At 71.6% G+C, this 13,677-nt stretch carries 11 protein-coding genes and 1 pseudogene; 7 read left to right on the top strand and 5 right to left on the bottom strand.

From position 1 onward, the window contains the following. Nucleotides 1-656 precede the first annotated feature (656 nt). The 5 genes from BTM25_RS10630 (at nucleotide 657) to BTM25_RS10650 (ending at nucleotide 6,720) form a co-directional block, all read left to right on the top strand. Complete coding sequence (locus BTM25_RS10630; RefSeq protein WP_235828332.1) at nucleotides 657-1,937, top strand: sensor domain-containing diguanylate cyclase; 1,281 nt, start codon at nucleotides 657-659, stop codon at nucleotides 1,935-1,937. Nucleotides 1,938-2,493: 556 nt separating this feature from the next. Further along, complete coding sequence (gene ettA, locus BTM25_RS10635; protein WP_103562508.1) at nucleotides 2,494-4,158, top strand: energy-dependent translational throttle protein EttA; 1,665 nt, start codon at nucleotides 2,494-2,496, stop codon at nucleotides 4,156-4,158. 64 nt (nucleotides 4,159-4,222) lie between these two features. Beyond that, nucleotides 4,223-4,660, top strand: a complete 438-nt coding sequence (locus tag BTM25_RS10640; RefSeq protein WP_103562509.1) for an acyl-CoA thioesterase — start codon at nucleotides 4,223-4,225, stop codon at nucleotides 4,658-4,660. Beyond that, nucleotides 4,657-5,232, top strand: coding sequence for a GNAT family N-acetyltransferase (locus tag BTM25_RS10645; RefSeq protein WP_235828333.1), 576 nt, complete (start codon nucleotides 4,657-4,659; stop codon nucleotides 5,230-5,232). The genes BTM25_RS10640 and BTM25_RS10645 overlap by 4 nt, the downstream gene beginning before the upstream one ends. A 96-nt stretch (nucleotides 5,233-5,328) precedes the next feature. Then, nucleotides 5,329-6,720 (top strand): S28 family serine protease, encoded by a 1,392-nt coding sequence (locus BTM25_RS10650; protein WP_235828334.1) that lies wholly within the window; start codon nucleotides 5,329-5,331, stop codon nucleotides 6,718-6,720. A 40-nt stretch (nucleotides 6,721-6,760) separates the two neighbouring features. Here BTM25_RS10650 and BTM25_RS10655 read toward each other — a convergent pair whose 3' ends face one another. The 4 genes and pseudogenes from BTM25_RS10655 to BTM25_RS10670 form a co-directional block, all read right to left on the bottom strand. Then, nucleotides 6,761-8,314, bottom strand: coding sequence for a glycoside hydrolase family 13 protein (locus tag BTM25_RS10655; RefSeq protein ID WP_103562511.1), 1,554 nt, complete (start codon nucleotides 8,312-8,314; stop codon nucleotides 6,761-6,763). 23 nt (nucleotides 8,315-8,337) lie between these two features. After that, nucleotides 8,338-8,703, bottom strand: a pseudogene (locus tag BTM25_RS10660) (globin); the annotation flags it as partial. Between the two features lie 40 nt (nucleotides 8,704-8,743). Further along, nucleotides 8,744-9,739: a mechanosensitive ion channel family protein gene (locus BTM25_RS10665; RefSeq protein ID WP_103562513.1), complete on the bottom strand. Its 996-nt coding sequence runs from the start codon at nucleotides 9,737-9,739 to the stop codon at nucleotides 8,744-8,746. Between the two features lie 136 nt (nucleotides 9,740-9,875). Beyond that, the gene (locus BTM25_RS10670; RefSeq protein WP_235828335.1) at nucleotides 9,876-10,223 is read right to left on the bottom strand and encodes a hypothetical protein; all 348 of its coding nucleotides are present in this window, start codon (nucleotides 10,221-10,223) and stop codon (nucleotides 9,876-9,878) included. Nucleotides 10,224-10,641: 418 nt separating this feature from the next. On the opposite strand from BTM25_RS10670, the gene BTM25_RS10675 reads away from it, so the two are divergent. Next, complete coding sequence (locus BTM25_RS10675) at nucleotides 10,642-12,177, top strand: hypothetical protein (protein ID WP_103562514.1); 1,536 nt, start codon at nucleotides 10,642-10,644, stop codon at nucleotides 12,175-12,177. Nucleotides 12,178-12,185: 8 nt separating this feature from the next. Next, complete coding sequence (locus BTM25_RS10680; protein WP_103562515.1) at nucleotides 12,186-12,806, top strand: GNAT family N-acetyltransferase; 621 nt, start codon at nucleotides 12,186-12,188, stop codon at nucleotides 12,804-12,806. Here the strand turns inward: BTM25_RS10680 and BTM25_RS10685 are convergent. Next, nucleotides 12,803-13,612 (bottom strand): class I SAM-dependent methyltransferase, encoded by an 810-nt coding sequence (locus BTM25_RS10685; protein ID WP_103562516.1) that lies wholly within the window; start codon nucleotides 13,610-13,612, stop codon nucleotides 12,803-12,805. The genes BTM25_RS10680 and BTM25_RS10685 overlap by 4 nt on opposite strands. Nucleotides 13,613-13,677 lie beyond the last annotated feature (65 nt).

Below are 13,677 nucleotides of genomic sequence, written 5' to 3' on the forward strand. Positions count from 1 at the left end.
GCCGCCGGAAGGGCCGTCTTCGGCGCGCGGGGGTGCGAAGTGGGTGTTCTGCAGCGTCGGGGAAACGGTGGTTCCCGACGGTGCGGGCCTGCGGCTAGAGCCTGGTCCGGTTCGTCGCGGCGCGGGTGCGCGGCGGACGGGCTCGGGCTGGTCGTCGTGCGTGAGGTGCTCGTGTTCGCGGGGGAAAGAGCGATGCCGGACGGGTGGCGTCCGGCGGAGGGGGTGGCGCGGTCGTCGGGCTTCTCGGCCGGGTGGGCGAGCGGTCGGACGGCGGGAGAGTCGTGGGAGGCGCCGGCGGGGGCGGTGATGCGGTCCGGGTGCCGGGCGAGGACCGCGGACCGCGAGACCCACGGCCGGTCCGTCCGGCGGGCGGACGGCGAGCGGGTGTCGCGGTCGTGACCGGGTCCGCCGTCCCCGGCGCGGGGGCGCCGTCGCGCCGTCCCCGCGCGGCGGGGGTCGCGGGCCGCCTCAGATCCAGGAAACGCCACGCATGATCTCTTCCCCCTCCGAATGTGCCGAGGCCCGCGGATTCGCGGGCCGTGCGGTGGATGGCCCGATGGCCACCGACTTGTGCGTAATCGAAGCTACCGGTTTCCGGCACGGTGCGCACACGTTGCAACTATCGTGTTACAGAACGTGATGCATAGGGGGGAAGGATGACAGCAGTGCAGTCGTCCGCCGAGGACCGTGGCGGGGACCTCACCCAAAAGCCCAGTTGGCGCGGGCTTTCCGGACGTCCGTCGGTGACGGCCGTGTACGTGTCGGTCGTCATCGCCGTCCACGTCTTCCTGACCGTCGGGGCGCTGTTGGAGGCGCCGCTGCGGTTGAACGATCTAGGGACCTTTGGCGCGATTTTGGCCTGCGGGGTCGTATGCATCGAGGCGTCCCGGCGTCTCGGCATGCCCGCGGGGGTCGCGCGCGACCTGCTGTCCGCGTGGTGGCTACCTGCGGCGCTGCTCCTCCCCCCCGCGTACGCGCTGGTCGTCCCGATCCCGCTGCAACTGCTGCTGCAGTTCCGCGTCCGCCGGACGCTGCTCTACCGGCGCCTGCTCCTCATGGCGGCGCACGGCATCGCCGCGGCCGTGGCGTCCGTGCTGTTCCACCTCGTCGTGCCCGACCCGCTCGCCGGGACGGGCTGGGTCGTGGACGTCACCCCCGGCATCCCCGTCGCGGTCGGCTGCGCCGTCCTGTTCACCGTCATCAGCACGTTCATCGTGGCGATCGCCGCGCACGCCGCCAACCCCGAGAGCGGCTGGAAGGACGTCCTGTGGACGCGCGAGAGCCTGCTCCTCGACCTGGTCGAGCTGTGCGTCGGCGTCACGGTCTCCATCTGCGCGACGATCTCGCTCGGCCTGCTGCTGCTCGCCCTCCCGCCCGCCGTCCTGCTCCAGCGCAGCCTGATGCACCAGCAGCTCCAGGCCGCCGCCCGCACCGACGCCAAGACCGGCCTCCTCAACGCCGTCGCCTGGCAACGCGAGGCCGACACCGAACTCTCCCGCGCCCAGCGCGGCCACGATTCCCTGGCCCTGCTGCTGATCGACATCGACTACTTCAAGCGCGTCAACGACACCCACGGCCACCTCATCGGCGACCAGGTCCTCATCGGCGTGGCGAGCACCCTGTGCCACCAACTGCGCGACTACGACATCGTCGGCAGATTCGGCGGCGAGGAATTCGTCGTCCTCCTGCCCGGCGCGGACACCGTGGAAGCATGCCGCGTCGCCGAACGCCTGCGCGGCCGAGTCCGCCGCCTGGCCGTCCCCGCCGAAGAAGGAACGGTCAGCGTCACGATCTCGATCGGCGTCGCCCTGTTCCGCATGCACGGCGCCGACATGATCGAGATGCTCGCCGCCGCCGACCTCGCGTTGTACCGCGCCAAACAGTCCGGCCGCGACCGCGTCTGCCTCCCCGCCCTGGACGGCCCCCGCACCCTCTGACCACACTCGTCCGCACCCACCGCCCTGGCCAACCCTTCCCACCTGCCCCGCCACCACGCACGCCCGGCCCCGCCGCGCCGCCCGATCCCATCCCGCCGCGCCACCCCGCCACGCCGCCCAATCCCGCCACGTCGACCCGACCCGCTGCACTGATCCGCCGCGCCGCCCCGAGCCTCCGCGTCGCCCGATCCCGTCCCGCCGCGCCGCGCTGGCCCGTCCCGCCGCGTCGACCCGTCATGCCGCTCTGCTTAGCAAGCCGTCCAGGTGTTTTTCGTGTCCCGTGGCAGCGTGTTGTGGTGCTCTGTTCCGCGTTTTGTCGGGGCGCTGCTTCGCTGTGGCGCGTGGGTGGCTGTGTTTCTTGTTTTGTGTCCGTGCTCTGCGGGCGCTTGGTTCGTGTTCTTGGTGGGCTTGCCGGGGGAGAGGCGGCGTGTTGTTGGGGGAAGTTGGTGGGGGCTCTTGTTGCTGTTCTTGGGGGTGGGGCGGGTGAGGGGGTGGGGTCGGCGGGGCGGGGTCGGGATGCGTCGACCGGTGCCCGGAAGGCTCTAGGCTTGACGATATGGCCGAGTACATCTACACGATGCAGCGTGTGCGCAAGGCACATGGGGACAAGGTCGTCCTGGACGACGTGACCCTGCACTTCCTCCCGGGCGCCAAGATCGGTGTTCTGGGACCGAACGGCACCGGTAAGTCGACGCTGCTGCGGATGATGGCCGGTCTGGAGCAGCCGTCCAACGGCGACGCGAAGCTCATGCCGGGCTTCACTGTCGGCATCCTGCAGCAGGAGCCGCCGCTGAACGAGGAGAAGACGGTCCTCGGGAACGTCCAGGAGGGCGTGGCCGAGACCAAGGCGCTGCTCGACCGGTTCAACGAGATCGCCGAGAAGATGGCGACCGACTACTCCGACGAGCTGATGGCCGAGATGGGCAAGCTGCAGGAGCAGCTCGACCACCGCAACGCCTGGGACCTCGACAGCCAGCTCGAACAGGCGATGGACGCGCTGCGCTGCCCGCCGCCGGACGCGGACGTCACCACGCTGTCGGGAGGTGAGCGGCGCCGGGTCGCGCTGTGCAAGCTGCTGCTGGAGGCGCCCGACCTGCTGCTGCTGGACGAGCCCACCAACCACCTCGACGCCGAGAGCGTCAACTGGCTGGAGCAGTTCCTGGCGAAGTACGAGGGCACCGTCCTCGCCGTCACCCACGACCGGTACTTCCTGGACAACGTGGCGACGTGGATTCTGGAGCTGGACCGGGGCCGCTGCCACCCCTACGAGGGCAACTACTCGACCTATCTGGAGAAGAAGGCCGAGCGCCTGAAGGTCGAGGGCAACAAGGACGCCAAGCGCAAGAAGCGCCTCCAGGACGAGCTGGACTGGGTCCGCTCGAACCCGAAGGCGCGGCAGACCAAGAGCAAGGCCCGTCTCCAGCGGTACGAGGAGATGGCGGCGGAGGCGGCCAAGACCCGCAAGCTGGACTTCGAGGAGATCCAGATCCCGCCGGGCCCGCGCCTGGGCAACACGGTGATCGTCGCCGACGACGTCGTCAAGGGGTTCGGCGAGCGCCTGCTCATGGAGCACCTGAGCTTCAACCTGCCGCCGAACGGCATCGTCGGCGTCATCGGCCCGAACGGCGTCGGCAAGACGACCCTGTTCCGCATGATCGTGGGGGAGGAGGGTCCCGACAGCGGCGTGCTGCGGCTCGGCGAGACCGTCCAGATCTCCTACGTGGACCAGGGACGCGGCGGGCTCGACCCGAAGAAGTCGGTGTGGCAGACCGTGTCCGACGGCCTCGACCACATCAACGTCGGCCAGGTCGAGATGCCGTCGCGCGCGTACGTCGCGGCGTTCGGCTTCAAGGGCCCGGACCAGCAGAAGCCGACGGGCGTCCTGTCCGGCGGTGAGCGCAACCGGCTGAACCTGGCGCTGACGCTGAAGCAGGGCGGGAACGTCCTGCTGCTGGACGAGCCCACCAACGACCTGGACACCGAGACCCTGTCCAGCCTGGAGAACGCGCTGCTGGAGTTCCCCGGCTGCGCCGTGATCACGTCGCACGACCGGTGGTTCCTGGACCGCATCGCGACGCACATCCTGGCGTGGGAAGAGGGCTCGAACTGGTTCTGGTTCGAGGGCAACTACGCCGACTACGAGAAGAACAAGGTGGAGCGGCTCGGTGCGGACGCGGCCCGTCCGCACCGCGTCACCCACCGCAAGCTCACCCGGGACTGATCCGGGACGGGCCGCTGGTCCGGGTACCATCACCCGGACCAGCGCCCCCGAACCCAGGTGAGACATGCAGCGCACCGAACCGCCCCCCGCCGAGTTCCGGCACGTGTACGAGTTCCATCTCCGCTTCGGCGACATCGACTCGCAGGGCCATGTGAACAACGTGAAGTTCCTCGGCTACCTGGAGGACGCGCGGCTGGAGATGTTCCACGGCGACCCCGTCCGCAAGGGCGAGGAGCCGGTGCGCGGGATGGTCATCGCGCGGCACGAGATCGACTACCGGCTGCCGCTGCTGCCGACCGTCCACCCGGTGCGGGTCGAGACGTGGGTGCGGCAGGCGCGGGCGGCGTCGTTCACGCTGGCCTACGAGGTCCGCGACGACGAGAACGTGTACGCGACGGCGACGTCCACGATCGTGGCGTTCGACGTGGAGGCGAACCGGCTGCGGCGCTTCACCCCGTACGAGCGGGAGTTCATCGGCCGGTACCTCGCCCCGGCGGAGTGACCGGCCGCGACGCGGCGACGCTGCGGCGGATCGCGCTGCGTCCGGTCGCCGAGGCCGACGCGCCGGAGCTGGCCGCGCTGTACCGGACGAACCGGGAGCATCTTCGCCCGTGGGAGCCGGAGAAGGGCGACCGGTACTTCACCGAGCAGGGCCAGCTCGACAACATCCGGGACCTGCTGGACGCCCTGGCGTTCGGTGAGATGTGGCCCGGCGTCATCCTCGTGGACGGGACGATCGCCGGCCGCATCACGCTCAACAACATCCTGCGCGGCGCGCTCCAGAGCTGCTTCACCGGCTACTGGGTCGACCGGGACCACGTCGGGCACGGCGTCGCGACCGAGGCGGTGCGCCAGGCGCTGGCCCTGGCGTTCGGCGAGCTGCGGCTGCACCGCGTGGAGGCGTTCACCCGCGTCGACAACATCGCCTCGCAGCGCGTCCTGCTGCGCAACGGGTTCACCCCGGTCGGCGTCGCGCGGCGCCACATCCATGTGGCCGGACGCTGGCACGACGAGCGCCTGTTCGAGCGCCTCGCCCCCTGGGACGACGGACGGACCCTCGCCCCGCCGTCCTGACCCCGGTCACGGATGGGTAACGGACGGAACAGGGCCGGTTCCCGCAACCGCGAGCCGCTTAGGGTCGCGTCGACATTTCACGCGGGAAGGGGAAGGATGCGGCGCTTCTCACGCGGGGCGATGGCCCTGTTCCTGGCGGCGGGGCTGGCCGGCGGCACCGTCACGGCGGTCCGCGCGGCGCCACCGGACGTCGCCGACCGGCTGCGCGCGATTCCGGGCATGACCGTGCAGGAGCGGACGTCCACGCTCCCCGGCTACCGGTGGTTCTGGCTCACCTACAAGCAGCCCGTCGACCACCGGAACCCGCGCGGACGGTGGTTCGAGCAGCGGGTCCTGCTGGAGCACAAGAGCACGGACCGTCCGATGGTGCTCTACACCAGCGGCTACAACACGCCCGAGACGATGTTCACGAGCGAGCCGACCGCGCTGGTGGACGGCAACCAGATCTCCGTCGAGTACCGGTACTTCACGCCGTCGCGCCCGGAGCCGCCGAACTGGCGCAAGGACACGATCTGGCAGGCCGCGACGGACGAGCACCGCATCATCGGCGCACTGAAGACGATCTACGGCGCCAAGTGGATCTCGACCGGCGCCAGCAAGGGCGGTATGACGGCCGTCTACCACCGGCGGTTCTACCCCCACGATGTGGACGGTAGCGTCGTCTACGTGGCCCCCAACGACGTGGTCAACGACGAAGACAGCCGCTACGACCGCTTCTTCCTGACCGTCGGCGACGACCCGAAGTGCCGGGCGCAGCTCAAGAGCCTCGCCCGCGAGTTCCTGGAGCGCCGCAAGCCGCTCGTCGCGCACCTGGAGGCCGACGCGGCGAAGAACGGCTGGACGTTCCGGATCCTGCGCACCGCCGACCGCGCGTTCGAGAACTCGGTGCTGGACTACGAGTGGGCGTTCTGGCAGTACAGCCTCCAGTCCGACTGCGCGAGCCTGCCCGCCGTGACCGCCCCCGACGACGAGCTGTACGCGAGCCTGAACGCCATCGCCGGCCTGTCGTCCTACACCGACCAGTCGTTGGAGCAGTACGTCCCGTACTACTTCCAGGCGGGTACGCAGCTCGGCTGGCCGTATCCCGCGTTCCCGAACCTCAAGGGCGAGCTGAAGTACGCGGACGACTACCTGCCCCGCACGTACGTACCCCGCGACATACCGATGCGGTTCGACGGCGGCGCGGCCATGCGCGACATCGACGCGTGGGTGCGCGGCCACAGTGACCGCATGCTGTTCCTGTACGGCCAGAACGACCCGTGGGGCGCCGAGCCCTTCCGGCTCGGAGCGGGCGCGAGGGACTCGGCGGTGTACGTGGCGCCCGGCATGAACCACAGCGGACGGCTCATCGCCAAGCTGCCCGAGGCCGAACGCGCCGCCGCGACCGGCGACGTCCGCCGCTGGGCGGGGCTCGGCCCGGCGCCGTCCATGCTGGCCCGGACGGTCCCGGCCGAGGACCCGGTTCTCCTGGAACGTCCGCGCCTGTGACCCGTGCGGCGGCCCGCCGGCGAGCGGGCCGCCGCGCCGGTCAGCGGTCCAGGAGCCAGACGGCGGTGTTCCCGGGCAGTAGGTCCCCGACGGGCGCGCTGGACAGGAGGCGTTGCCCGGACGGCAGTTTCACCGGCTCGGACCCGAAGTTCACGACGCAGGTCAGCGGCCCGCGCCGGAACGCCAGCGACTCGCCCGGCGACTCCGCCCACACGATGGAGTCGGGCAGGTCGGACGGCAGCGCCCGCCGCTTGCGCAGCGCCCGCCGGTAGAAGGCGAGCATCGAGTCCGGCTCGGCGGACTGGGCCTCGGCGGTGAGGTCGCGCCACGCGTCCGGGACGGGCAGCCACGGCCGCGACCCGTCCGGCCCGAACCCGAACGGCGCCGCCTTGCCCGCCCACGGCAGCGGGACGCGGCAGCCGTCCCGGCCGAGGACGGTCCCGCCGCTGCGGATCCAGATCGGGTCCCGGCGGGCGTCGGCGGGCATGTCCAGGACCTCCGGGAGCCCCAGCTCCTCGCCCTGGTACAGATAGGTCGAACCGGGCAGCGCGAGGACGAACAGCAGCGCCGCCCGCGCCCGCGCGAGGCCCGTCCCCGGCGGCCCGGCGGGCTGCTCGTACCGGGTCGCGTGCCGGATGACGTCGTGGCTGGACAGCACCCAGGTCGGCGCGGCCCCCGTCGGCGCCACCGCGTCGATCGCGCCGGTCACCACGCGCCGGAAGTCCGCCGCCGACCACGGCGCGAGCTGGAGGTGGAACTGGAACACCTGGTGCAGCTCGTCGGCGCGCAGGTACCGGACGAGCGTGTCCGGGTCGTCGGTCCACACCTCGCCGATCGCCATCCGCTCGCCGTCGTAGGAGTCCAGGACGCGCCGCCAGTCCCGGTAGACCTGGTGCACCTCGGGACGGCCGTAGATCGGGCTGCCCGGCTCGTGCCGCCCCCGGTCGCCGAGGTCGGCGAACTCGGGGTCCTTGAACAGCCCGGCGGCGACGTCGATGCGGAACCCGTCGGCGCCCCGGTCCAGCCAGAACCGCAGGATGTCCTCGAACTCGGCGCGGACCTCGGGGTTGTGCCAGTTGAGGTCGGGCTGCTCGGACGCGTACAGGTGCAGGTACCACTCGCCGTCCGGCAGGCGCGTCCAGGCGGGGCCGCCGAACGCCGAGGGCCAGTCGGTGGGCGGCGACCCGTCCGGCGGCCCGGCGCGGAAGACGTACCGGTCGCGGGCGGGCGAACCGGGCGGCGACGCCAGCGCCTCCCGGAACCACGGATGCCGGTCGGACGTGTGGTTCGGGACGATGTCGATGATCACCCGCAGCCCGTGCTCGTGCGCGTCGGCGACGAGCGCGTCGAAGTCCTCCAGCGAACCGAAGCGCGGGTCGACGTCGCGGTAGTCGGCGACGTCGTAGCCGCCGTCGGCGAGCGGCGACCGGTAGAACGGGGTGAGCCACAGCGCGTCGATGCCGAGGTCCCGCAGGTATCCCAGCCGGGACCGGACGCCGCGCAGGTCCCCGTCGCCGTCTCCGTCGGCGTCGGCGAAACTGCGGACGTACACCTCGTACACGACGGCGTTGCGCCACCAGGGGGTTCGCGTCATGAGCGAGATCTACCCTGTCAGGACGGCGCGTTCACCATGCTCTGCGCCGCCATCGTGAAGTAGTTCCAGAGCATCGCGTCGAGTTGTTCGGGCAGGTCGAGGTCGTCCATGGCCTCGCGCATCCGCGCCAGCCACGCGTCCCGCTCGACCGCGCCGATCACGAACGGCGCGTGCCGCATGCGCAGCCGGGGGTGCCCGCGCTCCTGGCTGTAGGTGTTCGGCCCGCCCCAGTACTGGACGAGGAACAGCCGCAGCCGGTCCTCGGCGGGGCCGAGGTCCTCCTCCGGATAGAGCGGACGCAGCACGGGGTCGCCCGCGACGCCCTCGTAGAAGCGATGGACCAGGCGCCGGAACGTTTCCTCGCCGCCGACCGCCTCGTAGAACGTCACCTGTTCAGCCATAGCGGTCCCCACCCTATGCGAGTCGTGATCACACCGTCGGGCCGACGGAGACGCCCGCCCGGTCGAACGCCACCTTGACGCGCTCGCGCAGCTCCCGCGCGGTCTCCGCCTGCTTGCCCGGCAGTGTCTTGATCACTACGCGGATCGTCAGCGCGTCCTCGGCGAGGGACTGGACGCCCCACACCGACGGACGTTCCAGGATCAGCGCGTCCCACGCGGGGTCGGAGCCCATCTCGTCGGCGGTGGACTGGAGCAGCGCCTTGACCTTCTCGACGTCCTCGGTGACGCCGACCGGGATGTCGAGCACGGCCCGGCCCCAGTTCTGCGACTCGTTCCCGACGTGCTTGATCTCACCGTTCGGGACGTACCAGACGATGCCGTTGACGTCCCGCATCCGCGTGACGCGCAGGCTGACGGCCTCGACGGTGCCCTTGGCGGTGCCGACGTCGATGACGTCCCCGACGCCGTACTGGTCCTCCAGGAGCATGAACAGCCCGGAGAGGAAGTCCTTGACGATGTTCTGCGCGCCGAACCCGACCGCGACGCCGATGACGCTGGCGCTGGCGAGGATCGGCGCGAGGTTCAGGCCGAGGTTTCCGAGGATGCTGAACGCGGCCGTCCCGAGGATCATGATCGACGCGATGCTCCGCAGCACCGACCCGATCGTCTTGGCCCGCGACGCCCGCCGCTGGCTGAGCAGGGCGGGACTGCCCTCGAAGTGCGTCCGCGTCCGTTCCTTGACGCGTTCGGAGATCGTGCTCTCGGCCATCCGGAGCGTCACCCGGTCGATCATCCGGTGCGCGATCCTGCGCAGCACCAGGGCGACGGCGGCGGTGAGGACGATCACGACGAGGGTGTTGAGCGGCTTGTCGAGCCAGGTGCGGAAGAAGTCGGTGAAGCCCTCGTCGTGCGAGACGTTCCAGACCAGGCGGCAGCCGACGCTGGGCTCCGCGGAGTGGCACATCGTCTCCGGCGTCCCCTTGTCACCCCAGGGGACCTGGAGGGACACGAGGTTCAACAACATGATCGAGCGAACCTTCCCGTGGCGTACCCGCTCGATCGTAACGGCCCGGGAGCAGTGGGTTTTCCACAGTGGACACGTCCCGCGCGACGGCGCTGCCGCGCCGAATCCGCCCGCCGGCGCGCGGGACGCGCCCGGTTCAGGGGTGTCCGGCCCGCCAGCGCCAGGCCGCGTCGGCGGCGCCGTGCGGGACAGGCCCGACGGGTTCGCGGCACAACGGCTGCAGGACGTGCGCCAGCTTGGACGCGGCGGCGGCGGGGTCGTCGGCGGGGTGGAGGCGCTCGCCCCAGGACCACCAGAAGTAGACGTCGGGGGACTCGGGCGAGGGGGCGCAGGTGACGTCCTCCGCGAGACTCGCCGCGTCGGGGTTGATCACCCGCAGGAAGGCGTGTCCCGTTCCGGTCGACACCACCCGGCCGACCAGGCCCCGCGTGTCGAGCGCCTGCTCCAGGTCCTCCAGGTAGGCGACGCGTCTGTCGCTGGCCACCCGCGCACCCCTTCCGTCGTCCGTACTCCGGCAACGGACGCGAGAATTGCAACTCTCAGCGGAAGGGTCAAGGCACCCGTCGGACGGTCAAGGAGGGGAAATCACCTACCCGGGAGCACAGATGACACCCCGCGGAGGAAAATCCTCTACCCGTGTGCCGGACGGCACCGGGGGCGCGCTGCCATTCTTCCATTTGGGTTGGCGCGCACCCGCCCGGGAGTTACGCTCTGTGCGCGAAAGATTATCTGTCGTGGCTATAACCAACCGGTCGCCGTGGCAGGAGACGTCGGCCGCCCCCGCGGCCGGAGCCCCCGCCGAACGGTGAGGGAGGCCGGAGGCGATGTCGGATCCCCCCCGAAAAGAAACGGACATTGCGCGCAGAATACGCGCACACGGGCTGGCCAGGGGACATTCTCCCGTGGAGATCGCGAGAGAAATCCACGACCAGTGCGGCCCGTTGTTCGGAACGAGCGCGGTGAAGGCGCACCGGCTCGCGCACGGTGTCGCGCTTTCGGACATCGTCGCGCAGGTCAGAGCGCTTTTCGAGCTGGACGGCAAGCCCGAGCCGAAACTCGGCGAGACGCTGCTGTCGGCCTATGAGAGCGGGTACAAGCGGCCCGGCCCGGAGTACCTGCACTATCTCTGCGCCGTGTACCGGGTCGAGCCCGTGCAGCTCGGCTTCGCGAACCTGTGCGTCTGCGGGCGCCCGCACGCGGCGCCGGTCGCCGTGTCGGGCGGAGGGGACGTCCGCGCGCCCGAGCCCGAACCCCTCGTCGGGAACGTCGTCGCCCGTCCGGAGCGGCGCCGCTGGCTGCCGGTCGGACGCGGGGAGTCCGGCCGCGCCGAGAATCCCGCGTCGATCGACGTGGGGGAGGAGGACATCGTGCTGCGTAGAACACTGCTGCAGCTCCTGGCCGGGGCGGGCGTCGCCGTCGACGGCCAGTTCCTCGGGGCCGTGGACGGGCTCCGCCGCAAGATGGACGACACGCTCGTCAACGCGACCGTCTCGCCGACCATGCTCGACCAGTGGGAGGAGACGACCCTCGGGTACGGGCAGATCTACCAGGCGACGCCGTCGCTGCGGATGCTCTGCGACGTCCTGCTGGACTTCAGCGAGGTCCGCCGGATGTGCGACATGCGCCAGCCGGTCGAACTCCAGGAGCGGCTGTGCGGGATCGCCGCGCGGCTGTCGGCGCTGTCGGGCCTGATCATGATCAACCTGGGCGACCACCGGCTCGCGCGGTCGTTCTTCCGCACCGCCCGCACCGCCGCCGACGAGACCGGCGACCGCAAGCTCCGCGCCTGGGTGACGGTGCGGGAGGCGCTCGTCCCGATGTACTACGGCGACCCGCGCGAGGCGCTGCACCTGGCGCGCAAGGCGCAGGACCTGGCCGGACGCGACCCGTCCGTCGCCGCCGCGATGGGGCCGGCGGTGGAGGCGCGGGCGCTCGGGATGCTCGCGCTGCGCGGGCGCGGCGACGCCGGGCCGGGCGCGCGGCGGGCGCTGGCGCGCGGCCGGTCGGTGTTCGAGCGGCTGACCAACGAGGACACCAACGACCTGGTGTTCGGCTTCACCGACCGGCAGATGACGTTCTACGAGGGCGACACGTTCACCAACCTCGGCGACCACAAGCAGGGCGACGAGGTGCTCAGCCGCGCGCTGACCCTCTACGCCCCGAGCGACCGGGTGGACCTGACGCTCGTCAAGCTCGACCGGGCGCTGTGCAAGCTGAACGCCGGGAACGCCGACGGGGCGCTCGTCACGGCGCAGGACGCGATCCTCGACCTGCCGCCCGAGCACCGGTCCGACATCCTGATGCACCGCGCCCGGCAGATCGGCGCCGAGGTCAAGGTCCGGCACGGGAAGATGCCCGCGCTGGACGCCTTCAACGAGGCGATGACCGGGCCGTGGGTCAAGAGCCCCGCCACCTCCGACCCGAGTACAGAGGTCTGAACCGCGAGATGACGACGTTCGAGGGCACGTCCCCGCAGGGCGCCGGACCGGCGGGACGTCCGGTCCCGGTGCGGCTGGCGCAGGAGCCGCCGGTGTGGCGGCTCGGGGAGCTGCGGCTGCGCCGCTACCGGCCGGGCGACCACGCCACCGTGCTGCGGCTGCACCGCGAGGGGCTGGCGCAGGTCGGGCTGCGGCCGGGCGACGGCGTGTACTACGACCACGACTTCTTCCGGATGGAGGAGATCTACCTGACCAACGACGGGGAGTTCCTCGTCGGGGAGACCGGCGGCGCGATCGTCGCGATGGGCGGGCTGCGGCGGGCCGATCTCGTGCCGGGCGGCCGGGCGCGGGCGTTCGGCGCGACGGTGCTCGGCTCCCCGGAGCTGGACGCGGTCGAGATGGTGCGGCTGCGCGTCCGTCCCGACCACCAGGGACGCGGGTACGGCACCGCGCTGGTGCGGATGCTGGAGGAGCGCGCCGTCGAGCTGGGGTACCGGGTGCTGCGCGCCGACACGACGTCGCGGCAGACGACGGCGCTCGCGCTCTACCACCGGTTCGGCTGGCGCGAGACGCGCCGGGAGCGGATCGGCGGGCTCGTCAACGTCTACCTGGAGAAGCGCCTGCGCTAGACGCGGCGTCCCGCGACGATCTGGGCGAGCGGGTAGCGGTCGCGCCGGACGTCGGCGAAGCCGCGTTCGGCGAGGGCGCCGGTGACCTCGGCGTCGCCGAACACGCGGATCCCGGCGGCGCGGCCGGCCGTGCTGACCGTCAGGCCCGTCACGGGCAGGCGGGGTCGGCGGCTGGTGAGGATGACGAGCCGTCCGCCCGGCCGCAGGACGCGGGTCATGGCGTCGAGGGCGGCCCACGGGTCGGCGAACAGGTAGAGCGCGCCCGAGCAGCACACGGCGTCGAAGGTCGCGTCGGCGAACGGCAGGTCGACGGCGTCGCCCCGGACGTACCCGATCGCGGGGCCGTCCTCGGCGACGGGCTCGGCGGCGGCGCGGGCGAGCATGCGCGGCGCCGCGTCCAGGCCGACGAGGAGTCCGCCGGGGCCGACGCCGCGCGCCAGCGCCCGCGTGACGTTGCCGGGTCCGCAGGCGATGTCGAGGACGGTCGCGTCCGGGCGGTCGCCGCTCCCCGCGTGCCGGCGGGCGCCGAGGCCGAGGCGGCGGCGCAGCAGCGCCTGCTCGGCGGCGGTGTCGGGTCCGGCGGGCCAGCCCTTGGCGAGGTTGAACCCGACCGGACGCCACACGCGTTCGTAGATGCGCGGCAGGAACGACGAGCGCATGACCGACTGCGCGAGCGTCGGCGCGGGTTCCTCGACCGGTCCGAGGAGGTCGAGGTAGCCCGCGCCGGTGTCCGGTACGGCGGGCGGGTCGGCGAGAAGGGCCAGGATCCGGTCCAGCGCGGCGGGACGCGCGGCCACGGGAGTCATGCGGCTATTGGAGCACGCGTCAATTTCCCTGTCGTCCTGCTTCGTCCCGGTGTGAGCGAAGCCAC

The sequence above is a fragment of the Actinomadura rubteroloni genome (assembly GCF_002911665.1).
GTDB classification, from domain to species: Bacteria; Actinomycetota; Actinomycetes; order Streptosporangiales; family Streptosporangiaceae; genus Spirillospora; species Spirillospora rubteroloni.

Excerpts from the sequence above, each read along its gene's own strand:
- BTM25_RS10630 (WP_235828332.1), top strand. The coding sequence starts at position 657 with ATGACAGCAGTGCAGTCGTCCGCCGAGGACCGTGGCGGGGACCTCACC.
- ettA (WP_103562508.1), top strand. The coding sequence starts at position 2,494 with ATGGCCGAGTACATCTACACGATGCAGCGTGTGCGCAAGGCACATGGG.
- BTM25_RS10640 (WP_103562509.1), top strand. The coding sequence starts at position 4,223 with ATGCAGCGCACCGAACCGCCCCCCGCCGAGTTCCGGCACGTGTACGAG.
- BTM25_RS10650 (WP_235828334.1), top strand. The coding sequence starts at position 5,329 with ATGCGGCGCTTCTCACGCGGGGCGATGGCCCTGTTCCTGGCGGCGGGG.
- BTM25_RS10655 (WP_103562511.1), bottom strand. The coding sequence starts at position 8,314 with ATGACGCGAACCCCCTGGTGGCGCAACGCCGTCGTGTACGAGGTGTAC.
- BTM25_RS10665 (WP_103562513.1), bottom strand. The coding sequence starts at position 9,739 with ATGTTGTTGAACCTCGTGTCCCTCCAGGTCCCCTGGGGTGACAAGGGG.
- BTM25_RS10680 (WP_103562515.1), top strand. The coding sequence starts at position 12,186 with ATGACGACGTTCGAGGGCACGTCCCCGCAGGGCGCCGGACCGGCGGGA.
- BTM25_RS10685 (WP_103562516.1), bottom strand. The coding sequence starts at position 13,612 with ATGACTCCCGTGGCCGCGCGTCCCGCCGCGCTGGACCGGATCCTGGCC.